We start from the raw sequence: 16216 nt of genomic DNA on the forward strand, positions 1-16216 counted from the left end.
TGACATAATTGTCAAGGAATTTTATTCCCTAATGTGAACATCGGTGAATTGGAGATTTGCTAAAGAAGAAAATTATGGGTATTGCTGGTTGGGTGAGGGAGTCGGATTCGCTCTGCTTAACTTGAATCAATTTAATGAACCTATTTAGATTCGTGTGATTCCTTCATCTTCGAGAGCAAATCATTGAAAATTACAGAAGAATAGATCGCTCGCATTTTCTGAATTTTGATTCCTTCATCTAAGGTATAACCGGAATAATCCTTGTCCAAGTTCATTTTATTCAAAAAGGTGATAAATTTATTTTTGCAACTTTCAGAATTTTTGTATTCATACATAAGTTCATTATAACATTCATGATTGTTCTTGCAAAATTGATCTAAGTCATCGACCGGACAATTTTCAAAAACTTTTGGTTCGATGTTCTTGCGACAATAACAGCCATAGAAAATTTTTTCATTTTTAGCTTTTAATGCCTTTGAAAAATCGTAGAGAAATTTTGATTTATTCCTATTCGATCTAGATTCAGACTCTAAATCGTTTAGTATTTTTTTATTCTTAGCACAATAGAACGATTCATTAAAGCAATTTTTGGTAAGATTTTTGCCATTTTCAAAATCAACTAACGCAGATTCTGTGATAGCTGATTCCTGGAATAGCCGAGCATCAATCGTTGCCTTTCGACGTGCTTCTTCCATTCTAGCCTTCTCAGTTGCGATTCTAATTTTCTCACTTTCACGAAAATCTGGATCCACCATATAAATCGTTCCATAGACAAGCAAGATTACTAATTGAAATGGAAGAGTTAGACCCATATTTCAGAAAATTATACAAAAATATGCATTTTTCATCAACCTAATTTTATAGCGGACACCAGTTGAATTTTCCACATTAGTATTGATAGGTTAAGACTTTCTCCATAGTTTATTGGTGTAAAAAAGATTGGTATGAGTAATTCAGAGTAATTGGTAGTTTGATGATTTCTAGCCCGGCACTTAAGTCCGGGGCTAGAAAGTAAGAAAGAAAGCATCAAGACCGAGTTCAACATCAAATTCAATCTACTGGATTAACTAAATGAATGGCGAGTGCAATAAATATTATCGATCTTTAATTATGTGATTTGTCCAAGATGAACTCAATCAAGAACTAACTGAAGAATAATTTATAGAAGAGAGAGAATAACAACTGAATTTACTTTCTGGAAGATTTGCTCAATTCATTCATTGAGAAATAGTTTTCCAATCATCCATGAGTCGAACTAAGTCACCTTTTCCACGTGCTCTATAAACTCCTCTAAGATATCCCTCTTTATCGAAGAAAAAAATATTTTCAGTATGGACAAAATCATCGAGATTATCCTCTCCCTTGATAACACTTACATCTGCGCCCAATTCCTCACGTGCAAAAGAATAAACATTATTTTTATCCCCATTCAAAAATTTCCAATTTGTTCCTTCAATCTTAAATCTCTTCCGAAATTTATTCATAACTTCAGGACTATCTTCTGTTGGATTGATGGTAATGGAAATAAACTCCAGATCTTTAACGTTCCCTAAATCATTATACAAGTCTCGCATATTTGTTGTTATCATTGAACAGATTCCCTTGCAGGTTGCATAGAAAAAAGTCATCAAAACAAATTTACCTTTATATGAATCAAGATTGATTCCCTCATCCAAATGACTTTTCATCGATAAATTGCGCAGTTTTTTAAGATCCGTTATAGAAGTTGGAGTATCACCGTTGTCCAACCAATATGGATCCATCGACTTACCTTTGAAATAAGGAAGTATTCCTGGTTTGGGTTCGCTATAGAAACTAAATTCCGAATCGTCTGGAGTTTGTTTGCATGATGTTGAATTGAAAGTAAGGAAGAATAATATCGTATATGCGAAAATAATAATATAAGGATAAGAAATTTTATCTTTCATTTTTATCATTTATGGGATCACACACTTTGCTACTGGGGAGTCCGACATTTTTACCCTCGCTATTCACAAAATTCATATAAATCTGACCTGATTCTCGCCAAATTTTACTCACTTGCGTGTTCCCTCTATCATCAAATTTTTCATAAATATATGGATTTCCATTTTGATGCCACTCCCATCTCTCATTAATGTAGCGTCCTTCTTTGAATTCTGATCGAGTTTTCTTGGTTCCATCTAAATAGAAAGTTTCATGGATTCCTTCTTTGTTTCCATTATTATAATACCGTATTGCAACTACTTGTCCATCAATAGACCTTGTAATTGATTTGCCATGCTCCCAACCATTATCATATTCGGTAAGACTTGTTTCTCCATTAGCTGGTATGTATTGCTTCAGAATTCCAGTAAATGGCTCTGAACTTTTGAGCAACTGACCAGCTTTATATGAAAGTTCGGGCGAATTGGTATCTAAAGTATCTTTATTGCAGGATTGAAGAGAAAAAAACATACCAACTATAATAAGAAGGTATGTTGAGATTCGAGAAAATGGAAATTTCAAATCAATTGTTTGTAGCAGTTCCCGCAACTCCATGAAAGAAGGATCCCATCAAAGTATCAATTGTTGCAGTAGAATCAAAGGCAATATGATAGTGATATGTAGCACTAGGAAAATGCTGTGTTACTGCAGTGTGGCCGTGGTTAGAATCCAATACATTTGTCCCAGTGGAATCAGGTGTGAAGTCGTCTCCAGTTGCTGAGGTTCCATTATCGCATTTCTTACCGTACAAAGCGTATCCATCCAGAGCAATTCCAATTAAAGCAGAGTTATTATTACTGATTGAAGTGGGTTCTGCGTGGTAGTGATAGATTCCTGTATTCTGAGGATGCCCTTTATATGTATCAAAGGTAATAACTTCGGCTGCCAATGTGTCACCTGGAGCAGCAGCATTATTGAATACAACGACTCCATTTACTGTAATAGCTATGGAAACTCTTCCTCCACCCTGTGTTCCAGTTTTTGTACCAGATTGTACGGAAGGGTTCGCAGGAATTGTGTAAACATAATTACCGCTTGCGATCACATTGGTGCCAGCTGAATTGCCAATCCCATTGGGTAGATCTTCATAGAGAGGATATCTGGTTCCAACACCATTGTTCTGAGCTAAGTTTTTGCCAGCCCAGTAAAAGCTCTTGTAGTTGGGTAGATTTGTTGCTTTGAAAACATAATTAGAGCCACTTACATATCCAACTGCACATTTGAAATTATCTTTTATCCACGATGGAAGTGCACTATCCATTGCTGTAACGACACCAGTTACACAACCAGTCGATGCATTCAAGGTTGCTGTTGCGTTCGTAATAGTCTGTGTTGTTGTAGCCGTATTTGGTCCAACTCCCGATGAACTATTTAATAGAAGAGCCAGTAGTCCAAATGTCTCTGTGTCGTTCGAATCGGATTTCTCTGCACATGTTATAAGTAAACCAACGCAGCATACAAAAGCTGTATATTTAATTTTTTTGATCATAGTAAAATGCCTTCCCAGTAAATTGAATAAGAATAGATAGAAAATCTAGTTCGATCTTCTAATTTGTCAATATATTTTTTCTAATTCTAGAATTATTATAATCTCAAATTTGGATGAGGTTCGATATTATCTGGCTGAATTTTATATTTAATTGTTCTTTAAAGTGGTGTAATTCGAAATTTCTAAATATGAACATTTGTTCTTATAAAAAGAGGTTCTCGTTTTTCTTCAGTATCCCAATGGAAAAATAAAGACTTTTGGTGTATTCCCAGGATTTTGCGAGAATAATACCAATCAGTAATAATCCAATAAATTCAGGAACGAGTTGAAGCCAGTTATCAGTTGGTCGTATAAAATGTGTTAATGCAAAAGAGAACAATGGTAAGAGCCCTAGAAAGCAATTTTAAGAAATGAAAGGGTTTTGCTTCAGGATAAGGATCTAGGATAAGTCCTTGAATAAAATATAAAATTCCTGAAAGTATTGATCCAATAACAAGGGTAAATTCGGATATAAAAAAATATTCTTTAATTTATCGTGATCGTCTGACCTAGTAAAGATCTCAGCTATGTTCTCAAAATTAAAATTTAAATTGAAATCATAGTTTGAGTAAAAATTTTTTCTGTCTTTGTTAGGGAGACTAGTTTGAATATTTTATTAAGAACATAGAATATCAGAATAATTCCCAGATATTTTCTTGGATAGTTCTAATGAATTTTTCTTTTCAATCTGTCTGATTCGGGAACATTGTTATAAATACATCAAATCTTACCAATGTTGTTTCGAATCACAATCATCTTAAGTATAATTTTTACCATTCAATGTTCTGAAGACAAGAATTCTTATTCCCAGGCTTTTCAGAAAAAAGTAAATAAGGTTTTGGCCGACGAAGGTCTTGATGGAGGATATGTCGTTGTAAAGAATGGAAATGAAGTAATTTCCAATAATCGATTGCGCAGTAAAAGATTCCATGCAGGCAATCTCAATCATTATCTTTTGTCTATATCCATCCTGCGATTGTATGAAAAGCAAGGTAAAGTATTTGATAAACCCGTCAGGGATTCTGTCCGTAATTTTCCCAACAAAAATCTCACCCCTATTCAACTTATGAATCATACTTCTGGATTAGGTACGAATTTGGAGCCTGGCGGTTATTGGATTCGATCTAAGGAAAATGTATTCTGGCTTATAAAGTGGTTAGAATCAGAATCAAAAATGAGTGTCGGTAAATTTTTTAAATCAGAATTTTTTGAGCCATTGTCAATGAATAACTCAGAAATCAATGCGAATGGCGATTTCGTAACGACTTTGGAAGACTTAATGATCTGGGATAAAGCTTGGGATGAAGGAGAGATCCTAAGTAAAAGTTTAAAAAGTAGACTAATCGAAGTTACGGAATTAAAAGATTCCTACGCGACCAATCGATTTGGATACGGATTTGGTGTCTACACAGATGGAATGAATTTCTGGCAATATGGAACCAATGATAATTATTCAGTAGTGTATTACAAAATTCCTGATCAAGCAATCACGATAATTATTCTCGCTCGTGGGAGAAAGGAAAGAGGAGATCTCCTTTCTTGGAAAACTATCATTACGGAATCCATGTACAACACAAAAAGAATTACGTTCATGGAAAAATTCAATCAAGAAAAATATATAAATATAGAACAGGCATTAGTTGACAAAAAAGTACCAGCCGTCGGAATTGCACTTGTTCGAGATTTCAAAGTTGTTTGGTCGCATAATTACGGTCATTTAGAGGCTGGAACCGACAAAACTGTTAATGCGCAGACTTTGTTTCGGGCAGGCTCTCTTACCAAACCAATCGCAGCAATTACTTATCTTTTATATGCAAAAGAGCAAGAAATTTCACTTCAAGAAAATTTGAATTCTCTTGCGAAAGAATCTAAAGTAGATTTAAGTCAATGGAAGAAAGGTGAGATACTTACAGCTGATTCCATACTTTCTCATTCTTCTGGAATTACCGAAAGAGAGAATTGGAACACTCCTGCAAACCAAAAGGTTTTCAGATTGAAAGATTTGAATGGAGGTCGGGGAGGGGGACTCCGAACATATTATACGCCAGGTAAGAAGTCGAGATATTCTGGTGGAGGTTATGCTCTACTGCAGGAAAATTTGAGACGAAAATCTAAGAAATCCTTTGATCGGATCGCACAGGAATATATATTCGATCCGCTTGGGATGCGGTTTTCAACTTTTCTGCAAGATGAAAACCGCCTAACGAAGAATAAAGTTTCTGGACATTCGGAAAATTCTCAAGTTTTGCCTATGATCAGTTATTCTCCAACTGAGCTGAGTGCTGGTGGATTGTGGACAACCCCAACAGATCTTGCGAAGTTTTTTATAGAAATTTTACTATCGATTCAAGCGAATCCAGAAGCAAAATTCCCAATTGATGTAGTTGAGTCCATGACTCAGCCAGTCATTCCTGCTGCGAATTTATCTATCCATTCTTGGATAGGTCGGGGCTTTTTTCTGAACAAAACTGGTAGAGACTGGTATATCTATCATGGTGGACATAGCTTGGGACATAAATCTTTTGCACTTTTTCATAAGCACAAAGGATACGGAGTTGTGATCATGACTAATTCTGAGAACGGTTCCCCATTGATCTGGTCGATTCTAAGAACCCTTAGCCTATCTCAGTCTTGGGATAAATTCATAAATTAAAAAAAAATTGGTTGTGTTAAGATAGAATAGGAACGTCCATTACCTCTGAAGAGTTCATGGATTATACTGAAGAAGTAAATAACAATCGATTGATCCTCCATTTGGAAGGAAACCTGGACATGTTGAATGCGGGGATTCTTAAAGAAAGGATGATGGAGGCTGTTGTAGCTCATTACAATTGCATAATCTTGGATATGAGCAAAGTTACCTTTGTGGATTCTTCAGGATTTGGACTTCTTATTATGGTCAATGAGAAGTTAAAATTGGACGGTCAGAATAAATTGAGAATCGCCAATGTTTCGAAAAGTATTCAGCAAGTTTTTCGCATTTCGAAGATCTCAGAAGTGGTCGATGTTTACCTCACCCTTGAAGATGCGACTCGTTCCTAAGTAACTAGATTTTTAGATTGCAAAAAGCTTTTGAGCCTGATGAGCTTAGCATTTTCCGCATCGAACTCTTCCAGAAAACCCAATAATTCAGCTGCTCTAGAATGTTTACCAAGATGCATATAGATCTCTGCCAGGAGAATCAGATTCTTAGAATTGTATGGATCTCTCAACCTAAATCTTTCTCCATAGTCTGCAGCAAGACTGTAATTCTTTTTTTGTTTATAGGCATAGGCAATATAGTACAAAAAGTCCGTATCATTAGGTCTTAGATTAGAATACTTTTCACAGAGATAAGTCGCCTTTTCAAAATCTTTTGTTTTAATATACAATTTTGCAAGTTCTCTCATACAGTAAAAATTCTCTGGCTGCAAAACCAATGCTTCTTCTAGCGAAGCAATCGCCATATCTATGTTACCTTCTTTGAAAAATTTAATTCCAATTTTTACAGAATCAAGAAATGACTCAGGATCGATTTCTGAATTCCCATTTATGAGACTTTGTTTTGATTTATAAGCTATCCGAATCAAGCTAAAATCATCAGTTAACTCACCTTTGTTGAGAATTGCTTTTTCGATCGCCTCGAGTTCTCCTTTTCCTTCTTCTACTCGAGATAGAAATTCCCTCTCATCTTCATTGATTATTCTCTCACCGAGTGTACTCTCACCCATCAATATGTCATCGCGTCCATCTGAACCTACGATGATCACATCGTCCGGATTCAATTGAAAAACTTTTATATAGAATTCATTCTTAGCAAATTCACTTTCTGTAAAACCAATCTTACGAAGCAAAAGTTCGTTCTCAATAAATTCTGCTTTGCCATCTCGATATAAAACTATCCAAGGATGTTCCGCATTTATATAGTACATTGTTCCTGTCTCATCATCGATCAAACCAATGACTGCTGATAGCAACATACTTCCATCAAAGGAAATGAATACGTCGTGCAATTCAGTAAAACAATCTTTGAGCCATCTTTCTGGATGTCGATCCTGCATCGCTTGAACTTGCTGAGTTCTTGTAATCACTGATTTAAATACTGTACCCATAACCAAGGCACCACCAGCTCCTTGAATGGATTTGCCCATTGCGTCAGCATTGAGGTATACGGTATAGCGTTTGCCTTTGAGATAAATGGTTTGGATTACGGATAGATCTCCTCCTATCTCAGATCTGCGATTTCTAAATTGGAAAACTTTTTTCTGCCTTTCTATAGTTTCCACATGAAGATTGTCAGATTTGTATGATCCACCTGACAGTGGTTTAATCAAAAGTGATGTCAGAAAATAATCACCATCTTGCTGCTCTTTGATAGTTCGAATTTCTTCTAGAGTATTTTGAAGCTCTAAGGTTTTTTTGGCGACCATATCCTCGAGGTTATTCTGGTGTTGGTACAGATCTTTTTTCATATCTTGGAAGACCGCACCCATTTGACCAATCTCGTCTTTTCTGTCCATAGGAAGGTCATCATGCAGACTCAAGTCAATATTTTTCATTGCAGAGTTGAGAGCCTTGACTGCGTTTACAATATCTCTTGAGAAAAGGTATGATATAAAAAATATAGCACCAAAAACCAAAACTGCAACTATAAAGAAAATCAGCCAAATTTTCTGGGATGCAGTTTCCAATTCTTTCTCATCTATGAGAATTTTGAAACTTAGATCTAAACTGGACATTCCTCGATCCTCAAAAGGCACTTCCACATAATAAAATGGGATTCCGTTCCAATCCACTCTTGAATGTGAATTGAGAGTTTTATTCTTGTGGTGGTTTAGAAATTTTTCTATGATTTCATTGCTCGCAGTTAATAAATTTTTTCCTTCAAATACTGCGAGATGAACAGATTCCTTGCCTGATATAGTTTCTGCAAATTCAGAATTCACAACCTGACCAATCAAAATTGTTCCCAAATTGTCCAAAGGAGCGGTAACTCTAAAACCAAGTCCACTATGTCCAGTCTCCAATGTTGATTTGGATTTTTTAGAGAGTGCAGATTGTATCAATGGTTGGTTGCTTTTATCGTCGCCAAAGTCGTTTGGTCTATGCACGCGGTAGTGTACTTTCCCTTTTCTATCTCCCAATTCAAATATATTCAAATCATACCGTGCCATAATTTCTTTTAATTTATCTTGATTTGCAATAAGAAGACTCCGATCAGACATCCCACGTTTCAATATGTCTGCTGTGGACGGATTGTTCAGTAATTCGGTTAATAGAAGTCTAAGGTTTTCGTCTTTGTGGGCAAGTTCGCGTTGAAAATTTCGCGCTAAGTCGACTGCCCTTTGATTCTGGGGCTCGTTCTTTACATTTACTATCAATATAGAAAATGTAAGAGTGAGCGCTGCAAGAAGTAGAACCTGACTTGCACCTAATATTAGAAAAATTTTATATCTTATACTCATTTGGGAACCAACGAAAGAAATCATACCACAGAACGCGAGTTCTAGGATTGCAGCTATATTACATTTATATGAAAAATTTTGAATTCTAGTTGAATTCTTTTGGTACCCTGTATATTTTGAACAAAATGCTGAGAGATTTGACAACAAAGAACGGATCCTCGATTCTTGTAAAAATTCAAGAAGGCCATCTGTCCTTTCAGGATGATGTTTTTCATGAAATAGACGAATTGATAGAAAAAATGGAACCTGAGAGCTTTGAACTGGATTTGAGAGATATTCATCGTCTCAATTCTAATGCGATTGGAAGACTCGTTTATATCAAGAGATACATTACTGATGAGAAAGGTTTGAAATTTAATATCCATAATATCAATCCCCAAATCTTAAAAACTCTAAAATCTGTAAAAGTAGATGGGGTACTAGGAATTGGAGATCAAGCTTGAAATTGATATAGAAGCACAACCAGATGATACGACTTGCGGACCGACCGCATTACACGCAGTATATAAATACTACGGTATTGATTTAACCCTTTCTGAGACAATCCGAGAAGTTACTAAGCTGGATACCGGAGGAACACTAGCAGTTTTGTTAGGTGTTCATGCATTGAGGCAAGGACTCACTGCAAATATTTATACATACAATCTTCAAGTTTTTGATCCGACTTGGTTTAATGATAAGAATATTGATATAGCAGATAAATTAACACGACAACTAGAATTCAAACCCAATAATGAAAGACTTAGGAAAGCTACTGAGGGATATTTAGAATATATTAAACTTGGTGGAAAAATATCTCAGCAACCCCTCTCATCCTCATTGATTCGGAATTATCTGAATAAAAACGTACCAGTTCTCGCAGGTTTATCGGCTACATATCTATACAATGAAAGTCGCGAATATGGTTATCATGGAGTCTACGATGATGTCCGTGGAGAACCTAGCGGGCATTTTGTGATACTGAGTGGATATAATAAAACTGAAAAAAGAGTTCAAATAGCTGATCCGTATGAAAAGAATCCCTTTGGTGGATCAAAATATTATAGTGTGGAATTCAAAAGATTGATTACCTCTATATTGCTTGGAATCTGGACATATGACGCTAATCTTTTAATACTTCAGCCGAAGAAGGGGTAAATTGGGATCAATCATTGTAATCAACCAACCTAAAAAATGGAACTTCAATATTCCATCCGTGGAAACAATCTCTCCTAGAGACTATTTAACAAATCAGAAGTATCTACAAGAAAAGAATTACAAAATATTTAATCTAAGCAAATCCTATAAATACCAGAGTGAAGGATACTATGTTTCTTTACTAGCTATGGCTCGGGGTCATCAAGTAATTCCTGGAATTTCGACAATTCAGAATATGAAATCGAATGCTGTCATAAAAGTTATTGACCATGATTTAGATAATCTAATTCAGAAGAGTTTAAGCAGAGAAAAGGGAGATAGTTACACTCTGTCCATTTACTTTGGAAAGAACCTAGCGAAGAAAAATGATAAATTGTCTTTGCAGCTATTTAATGTAATCAAAGCTCCGATGATTCGTGCTTTTTTTCAATATGATGCGCGAAGCAAAAAATGGCATTTGAGCAGTATTTCTCCAATTCCTGCAAGTGAGATTCCTGAGGATCACCGAAGTTATTTGGAAGAATTTGCTTTCGAATATTTTACTCTAAGAAATTTCCAAAGTTCAAAAACCAAATTATCCCAGAAACCGTACACGCTTGCCATTCTCATCAATCCAGACGATCCAAATCCGCCATCAGATGAAAAGGCGATACAAAGATTTGTTAAAGCAGCTCATAAAAAGAATTTCGATGTGCATATTATAACGAAGGACGATTATGCAAAGATTCCGCAATATGATGCTCTATTCATTCGTGAAACTACTTCTGTGAATCATCATACGTATCGATTTGCGGAGAGAGATAATGCGGAAGGAATTGTTGTAATTGACGATCCTGAATCCATTATACGATGTACGAACAAAGTGTATCTAAGCGAATTATTGATCTCGAATAATATTCCGACTCCTAAGACCATTATACTTCATAAAGATAATCTTGAAGAAGTCGCTCGAACAATTGCCTATCCATCAATTCTCAAGCAACCCGATGGAGCCTTTTCATTAGGTGTAATCAAAGTCAAAGATGAGTCTGAGTTTCTTATTGAGTCGAAGTCCATGCTGGAAAAATCAGATCTAATTATAGTGCAAGAATTCACTCCCACTGAATTCGATTGGAGAGTTGGAATCATCAATAAAAAGCCACTATATCTTAGTAAATACTATATGGCAAAAAACCATTGGCAGATTCTAGATCACGATAGTAAAGAATCCAAGAATTATGGAGACTCTGAATCCATCGAATTAGATAAAGCACCCCCGGGTTTACTTAAGACTGCACTTAGGGCATCGAATCTAATAGGGGACGGATTGTACGGAGTTGATCTTAAACAAGTTGGAAAAGAATTCTATGTGATTGAAGTAAATGACAATCCAAGTATCGACTCCGACACCGAAGATTTTATATTAAAAGAAAAATTGTATGAAGAGATAATGGATGTATTCTTGAACCGAATTCGAGAAAAAAAAATATGATCCAATTTCCTTCAATTTTCCAAGGATATGGACTTGAAGCAGAATATATGATAGTGGACAACGATTTAAATGTTGCTCCACAAGCTGATCTGTTGTTAAGGAATTCTTCGAATGAAATTGTAAATGAATTAGAACTTGGAGCAACTGCTTGGTCGAATGAGCTTGCTTCACATGTAATTGAGATCAAGAACAATGGACCAGTTAAAAGTCTGGATTCCAATGATGGTATTTTCCAGAAAGATATTCAAGAAATAAATCGTAAATTAAAATCCCATAACTTAAAACTGATGCCGACTGCAATGCATCCGCTCATGAACCCAGAAAAGGAATTCAAGATATGGGAATATGAATATAGTGAAATATATGAAGCCTACAATCGAATTTTTGATTGCAGAGGACATGGTTGGAGTAATCTACAGAGTGTTCATATCAATCTAGCTTTCCAAGGCGATGATGAGCTGTACAGATTGCACGCAATCACAAGAATGATTCTTCCCTTAATTTCTGGACTTACTGCAAGCTCTCCATTCATAGAAGGTAAAAAAGGTAAATACCTTAGCAATCGACTAGACTATTATTCAAAGAATCAGATTCAAATACCGCAAATATCTGGAAAAATTATTCCCGAATCTATTCGAACTCGAGCTGAATACAATACAATCATACTCGATCCCATTTATAAGTCCATTGCAAGCTATGATCCTCAAGCTATTCTACAGTTTGAATGGTTGAACTCTAGAGGTGCAATTGTGAAATTCGAGCGCTCCTCATTAGAAATCCGCCTAATGGACATTCAAGAATGCCCCTTCGCTGATCTACAGATTGTTCAAGTTATCAATTTTTTGATCCAAAAACTGGATGATCGAAATATTCTTGAGGAAATTTATAATTTCCCAATTCAGAATCTAGCAAAAATTTTATGGGAATCTGCAGAACATGGATTGCACTATAGAATCGAAGACCTTAATTATCTGAAGATATTTGGACTTTCAAAGCCTGTTAGGATAATTGATCTAATATTAAGAGATATTACTATTAGATCATTCAATGAAGACTATTGGAAGCTCATGTCAGAGAAAGGTAATTTAGCAATGCGGATACTTTCCAGAACAGGAAATGATCCGAGCGCAGAAACAATTCGAACAGTTTATCAAGAGCTTTGCGAATGCTTACAAGAAGGCGTAGTCTTTCAATGAAAGAAATAGTTCTCATTTTTACATGTGAACACTACAGCAATTCTATTCCAACTGAATATAGAAGTCTATTTAAAGGAAAAGAGGATATCCTAAAAACACATAGAGCTTGGGATATTGGAGCACCAATTGTTCTAGATCGCCTAACTCGAGTGTTCGGTGAGACTCCATGGCAAGCAGACATTTCAAGATTGATTGTTGATCTCAATCGGTCGGAAGGCCACAAAAATTTATTTTCAGAATTCACTAAGCCTTTGCCTAAGCAAGAGAAAATTTCGATATTAGATTATTATTATTATCCATATAGAGAAAGATTTGAATCAGAAATTGTAAAACTTACAAAAACTTTCAAGAAAGTGGTTCATATTGCAATACATACATTTACACCTGAATTGAACAATGAGATTCGAAATGCAGAGATCGGCATATTATATGATCCAAGTCACAAAATTGAAGCTGAGTTTTGTAAAATCTGGACGCAAAATCTGAAGCATCATAATCAAAACCATTTACGTATTCGATCCAATTATCCTTATCATGGAAAATCAAATAGTTTACCAACTTATTTAAGAAGGAAGTATAGAAATTACATAGGGATTGAACTAGAACTCAATCAATCTTTATTTTCTTTGAATGGTAAACAAATTATCGATAGAAAAGTTATTGATATTTTGGTAAATTCCATTCAAGATAATCTTGAGAATTATAAGCTAATCGATAAATAAGCAGATAAATAAATATATGAATCTAATATTGATTTTGGGATTATTGATTATTTTATTAATTGTTATTGGAACTCTGGAAAGATATTTACACAAAAGAAAACTCAACAAAATCCCCATTCGAATCCATGTTAATGGAACCCGAGGCAAATCAAGTGTAACTCGATTGATTGCTGCAGGTCTCCGAGCAAATGGAATTCGAACTCTTGCTAAGACAACTGGAACTCTTCCTAGAATGATTCTTCCAAATGGGAAAGAACAATCGATATATAGAATTACACGACCCAATATTATTGAACAGAGAAATGTGGTATCATACGCGAATGCAATGGATGTAGGAGCAATAGTAATTGAATGTATGGCATTGCAACCCAATTTGCAATGGGTGTCCGAGAGATACTTAATTGCAGCGACACATACTGTTATTACAAATATTCGTGAGGATCATCTGGAAATTATGGGTCCCACGGAACGTGATGTAGCTTATGCTCTAGCTGGATCAACGCCTATTGGTGGTTGGCTTTTCTTAGGTGGTTCAAAATACGAAGAAATATATTCGATGAGTTGTAAGGATAGAAAGACTAAATTAGTTGTAGTAGATGATGACGCCGCGAGCTCAGTGGATGATTCCATTGTTCAGAGTTTTCCATACATAGAACATAAAGAAAATATTGCGATTGCTATGCGAGTACTCGCATCCCTTGGTTGCGATCCTATCAAATCGATAGAAGGTATGATAAATAGCACTCCTGATCCTGGTGCTATGACTGTCGCGACGGTTGAGTATTTTGATAAAACGATACATTTTGTAAATGGCTTTGCTGCCAATGATCCATATTCTTCAAGGAAGGTCCTTGATAAAAGCCGTGAAATGTTTTCTGAATATACAAAATTTATTCTAATTGTAAATTTGCGGAGAGACCGTGCGGATCATACGCAACAATTATCCAAAGAGATTTCTAGTTGGACCAATATAGATGCAATTATAGTTATTGGCGAAGGAAGTGATTTTTTTATAAAAAATTTCATTCGTCCGGATAGTGAGGAATTACCGATTCACATATTGGGTGAAGTCTCTACGAATGAAATTTTTGAGTCGATATTGAGTTGTTCAGGCAAAATCAATATAGTGCTTGGAATTGGAAATATTGCAGGACTCGGACTAGAACTTACAAAATTTTTCGAACATAGAAAGAAAGGAAATATTCTGCAATGAATGTACTTATACTATCGATTGGACTTGGTTTGGTGATTAGTCTGCTGTTCTCTGAATTATTTGGATTGGTTGCCGGTGGTCTAATCGTTCCTGGATATTTTGCACTAAAATTGAATCAGCCATTGAGTATAATCGTTACAATAGCAATTGCCTTTGCTACTTTTGCAATTTCTAAATTGCTATCTAGTTTTCTAATTCTATATGGCAAAAGAAGAACTGTCTTTATGATAATACTTGGTTTTTTTATTGGAATGCTAGTGGATTATTTTTTTGTTAGTTGGGAAGATGCGGAACCCATCGGTTATATACTACCGGGATTGATAGCAATATGGCTTGATCGGCAAGGAATAGTCGAGACAATTTCAACATTGATCATTGTATCTATTGTAATTAGATTAATGCTAATCTTGATCGTAGGTGAGGATATTCAAGCATTATGATTCATATTTATTGGCGGACTGCTCGAGAATTTAAAGCTCCATTGGTTGCTATATCCCTGATAGCGATTGCGCTTCTTTTTGGTGTTGAGAAATTATTGATCACCAAGCAGCAAATTTTTTACCAAGAAAAATTGAAAGCATCTAAGCTTGCTTTAAGAATGATGAACCGAATTCATGAAGAGAATATGCTTCATGGTAGAATTGCCAAAATGGAATTTGATCCAGCACAATCGGGCCTCATAGGTTTATCATTATCTGATGTAACAAGTAATGTTGGATACATCCAATCGAAGAAAACGAGCATCAATCCAAATTTTGCAGCTGTCATTATACAATTGTTGATTAAGGCGAATGTTCAGCCTGGAGATAGAGTAGCTGTCGGAATGTCTGGATCTTTCCCAGCGATTAATATTGCAGTTTTATCTGCAATAGAAGTGATGGAATTGAAACCTTTTATTATTTCCTCTGCTTCGTCTTCGCAATGGGGAGCAAACCATCCAAGTTTTATATGGCTTGACATGGAGAAAATTTTGTATTCAGAAAATTACATTACGTCCAGAACCAATATTGCAAGTTTAGGAGGAGTTGAAGACAGAGCTTTGGGCATGTCGGAACGAAGCAAAAAATTATTGAATGATGGAATTAAAAGATCTAATCTACCTATGTTTAATATATTGAATTTTGAAGATGGAGTGAATCAACGTATGAATGCATATGCTAAGGCGTCTGATATTCATCAATACAAAGCATATATCAATATTGGAGGAGGGAGTTTGTCAGTTGGAACGAGCATTGGTAAAAAAATATTCAAACCAGGTTTGATAAAAAGAATTCCAGAAGGTGGGTTCGATGTAGACTCAGTGATTCTGCGATTTCTTCGGGAAGATATACCTGTTATAAACTTAATTCAGATAGAGACTCTAGCAAAAAGATATGGATTACCAATTGCACCGAAGACTACACCAAAGCCCGGAGAAGGAAAAATATTTAGTAAAAAAGAATACAATCTCTGGCTTACGGCAATCGCTCTTTTCATAATTGTAATTCTATTGTATCTTTTTAGAAAAAAAGAAGTTACAGATACTGAAATAATTTTGTGA

Annotated in this window: 15 protein-coding genes; 10 read left to right on the forward strand and 5 right to left on the reverse strand. The window is 35.5% G+C overall.

The features are described from left to right. Positions 1 to 140: 140 nt before the first annotated feature. The 4 genes from O4O04_RS03880 to O4O04_RS03895 form a co-directional block, all read right to left on the reverse strand. The gene (locus O4O04_RS03880) at positions 141 to 812 is read right to left on the reverse strand and encodes a phospholipase A2 family protein (protein ID WP_272534297.1); all 672 of its coding nucleotides are present in this window, start codon (positions 810 to 812) and stop codon (positions 141 to 143) included. Positions 813 to 1217: 405 nt separating this feature from the next. Then, positions 1218 to 1928, reverse strand: a complete 711-nt coding sequence (locus tag O4O04_RS03885; RefSeq protein WP_272534298.1) for an SCO family protein — start codon at positions 1926 to 1928, stop codon at positions 1218 to 1220. Then, the gene (locus O4O04_RS03890) at positions 1918 to 2520 is read right to left on the reverse strand and encodes a toxin-antitoxin system YwqK family antitoxin (protein WP_272534299.1); all 603 of its coding nucleotides are present in this window, start codon (positions 2518 to 2520) and stop codon (positions 1918 to 1920) included. The genes O4O04_RS03885 and O4O04_RS03890 overlap by 11 nt, the downstream gene beginning before the upstream one ends. Beyond that, on the reverse strand, positions 2489 to 3454 hold the full coding sequence (locus O4O04_RS03895; RefSeq protein WP_336297490.1) for a YHYH protein: 966 nt from the start codon (positions 3452 to 3454) through the stop codon (positions 2489 to 2491). The genes O4O04_RS03890 and O4O04_RS03895 overlap by 32 nt, the downstream gene beginning before the upstream one ends. A 772-nt stretch (positions 3455 to 4226) precedes the next feature. Here O4O04_RS03895 and O4O04_RS03900 point away from each other — a divergent pair. Then, the gene (locus tag O4O04_RS03900) at positions 4227 to 6146 is read left to right on the forward strand and encodes a serine hydrolase domain-containing protein (RefSeq protein ID WP_272534300.1); all 1920 of its coding nucleotides are present in this window, start codon (positions 4227 to 4229) and stop codon (positions 6144 to 6146) included. 56 nt (positions 6147 to 6202) lie between these two features. Then, positions 6203 to 6535, forward strand: coding sequence for an STAS domain-containing protein (locus O4O04_RS03905; RefSeq protein ID WP_272534301.1), 333 nt, complete (start codon positions 6203 to 6205; stop codon positions 6533 to 6535). Here O4O04_RS03905 and O4O04_RS03910 read toward each other — a convergent pair. After that, on the reverse strand, positions 6532 to 8937 hold the full coding sequence (locus O4O04_RS03910; RefSeq protein WP_272534303.1) for a SpoIIE family protein phosphatase: 2406 nt from the start codon (positions 8935 to 8937) through the stop codon (positions 6532 to 6534). The genes O4O04_RS03905 and O4O04_RS03910 overlap by 4 nt on opposite strands. Positions 8938 to 9074: 137 nt before the next feature. On the opposite strand from O4O04_RS03910, the gene O4O04_RS03915 reads away from it, so the two are divergent. Genes O4O04_RS03915 through pgsW form a run of 8 tightly spaced genes read left to right on the forward strand, consistent with a single transcriptional unit; the run spans position 9075 to position 16216 of the window. Further along, a complete protein-coding gene (locus O4O04_RS03915) occupies positions 9075 to 9380 on the forward strand; it encodes a hypothetical protein (RefSeq protein WP_272534304.1) in 306 nt (101 codons plus the stop codon). Further along, entirely contained in the window at positions 9364 to 10074 is a 711-nt protein-coding gene (locus tag O4O04_RS03920) for a C39 family peptidase (protein ID WP_272534305.1), read from the forward strand. The genes O4O04_RS03915 and O4O04_RS03920 overlap by 17 nt, the downstream gene beginning before the upstream one ends. A gap of 1 nt (position 10075) precedes the next feature. Next, entirely contained in the window at positions 10076 to 11545 is a 1470-nt protein-coding gene (locus tag O4O04_RS03925) for a RimK family protein (RefSeq protein ID WP_272534306.1), read from the forward strand. Then, a complete protein-coding gene (locus O4O04_RS03930) occupies positions 11542 to 12741 on the forward strand; it encodes a glutamate-cysteine ligase family protein (RefSeq protein WP_272534307.1) in 1200 nt (399 codons plus the stop codon). Before O4O04_RS03925 ends, O4O04_RS03930 begins: the two co-directional genes overlap by 4 nt. Further along, positions 12738 to 13463 carry an N-formylglutamate amidohydrolase gene (locus O4O04_RS03935; protein WP_272534308.1) on the forward strand — a complete coding sequence of 242 codons (726 nt, stop codon included), beginning with the start codon at positions 12738 to 12740 and terminating at the stop codon, positions 13461 to 13463. The genes O4O04_RS03930 and O4O04_RS03935 overlap by 4 nt, the downstream gene beginning before the upstream one ends. A gap of 16 nt (positions 13464 to 13479) precedes the next feature. After that, positions 13480 to 14676 carry a poly-gamma-glutamate synthase PgsB gene (pgsB, locus tag O4O04_RS03940; RefSeq protein ID WP_272534310.1) on the forward strand — a complete coding sequence of 399 codons (1197 nt, stop codon included), beginning with the start codon at positions 13480 to 13482 and terminating at the stop codon, positions 14674 to 14676. Next, a complete protein-coding gene (gene pgsC, locus O4O04_RS03945) occupies positions 14673 to 15116 on the forward strand; it encodes a poly-gamma-glutamate biosynthesis protein PgsC (RefSeq protein WP_272534312.1) in 444 nt (147 codons plus the stop codon). Before pgsB ends, pgsC begins: the two co-directional genes overlap by 4 nt. Continuing rightward, positions 15113 to 16216 (forward strand): poly-gamma-glutamate system protein, encoded by a 1104-nt coding sequence (pgsW, locus tag O4O04_RS03950; protein WP_272534313.1) that lies wholly within the window; start codon positions 15113 to 15115, stop codon positions 16214 to 16216. Before pgsC ends, pgsW begins: the two co-directional genes overlap by 4 nt.

Origin of the sequence: Leptospira sp. GIMC2001 (assembly GCF_028462125.1) — a bacterium.
In the GTDB taxonomy this organism is placed as follows: Bacteria; Spirochaetota; Leptospiria; order Leptospirales; family Leptospiraceae.

Excerpts from the sequence above, each read along its gene's own strand:
- O4O04_RS03880 (WP_272534297.1), bottom strand. The coding sequence starts at position 812 with ATGGGTCTAACTCTTCCATTTCAATTAGTAATCTTGCTTGTCTATGGA.
- O4O04_RS03885 (WP_272534298.1), bottom strand. The coding sequence starts at position 1,928 with ATGAAAGATAAAATTTCTTATCCTTATATTATTATTTTCGCATATACG.
- O4O04_RS03890 (WP_272534299.1), bottom strand. The coding sequence starts at position 2,520 with ATGGAGTTGCGGGAACTGCTACAAACAATTGATTTGAAATTTCCATTT.
- O4O04_RS03895 (WP_336297490.1), bottom strand. The coding sequence starts at position 3,454 with ATGATCAAAAAAATTAAATATACAGCTTTTGTATGCTGCGTTGGTTTA.
- O4O04_RS03900 (WP_272534300.1), top strand. The coding sequence starts at position 4,227 with ATGTTGTTTCGAATCACAATCATCTTAAGTATAATTTTTACCATTCAA.
- O4O04_RS03905 (WP_272534301.1), top strand. The coding sequence starts at position 6,203 with ATGGATTATACTGAAGAAGTAAATAACAATCGATTGATCCTCCATTTG.
- O4O04_RS03910 (WP_272534303.1), bottom strand. The coding sequence starts at position 8,937 with ATGAGTATAAGATATAAAATTTTTCTAATATTAGGTGCAAGTCAGGTT.
- O4O04_RS03930 (WP_272534307.1), top strand. The coding sequence starts at position 11,542 with ATGATCCAATTTCCTTCAATTTTCCAAGGATATGGACTTGAAGCAGAA.
- O4O04_RS03935 (WP_272534308.1), top strand. The coding sequence starts at position 12,738 with ATGAAAGAAATAGTTCTCATTTTTACATGTGAACACTACAGCAATTCT.
- pgsB (WP_272534310.1), top strand. The coding sequence starts at position 13,480 with ATGAATCTAATATTGATTTTGGGATTATTGATTATTTTATTAATTGTT.
- pgsC (WP_272534312.1), top strand. The coding sequence starts at position 14,673 with ATGAATGTACTTATACTATCGATTGGACTTGGTTTGGTGATTAGTCTG.
- pgsW (WP_272534313.1), top strand. The coding sequence starts at position 15,113 with ATGATTCATATTTATTGGCGGACTGCTCGAGAATTTAAAGCTCCATTG.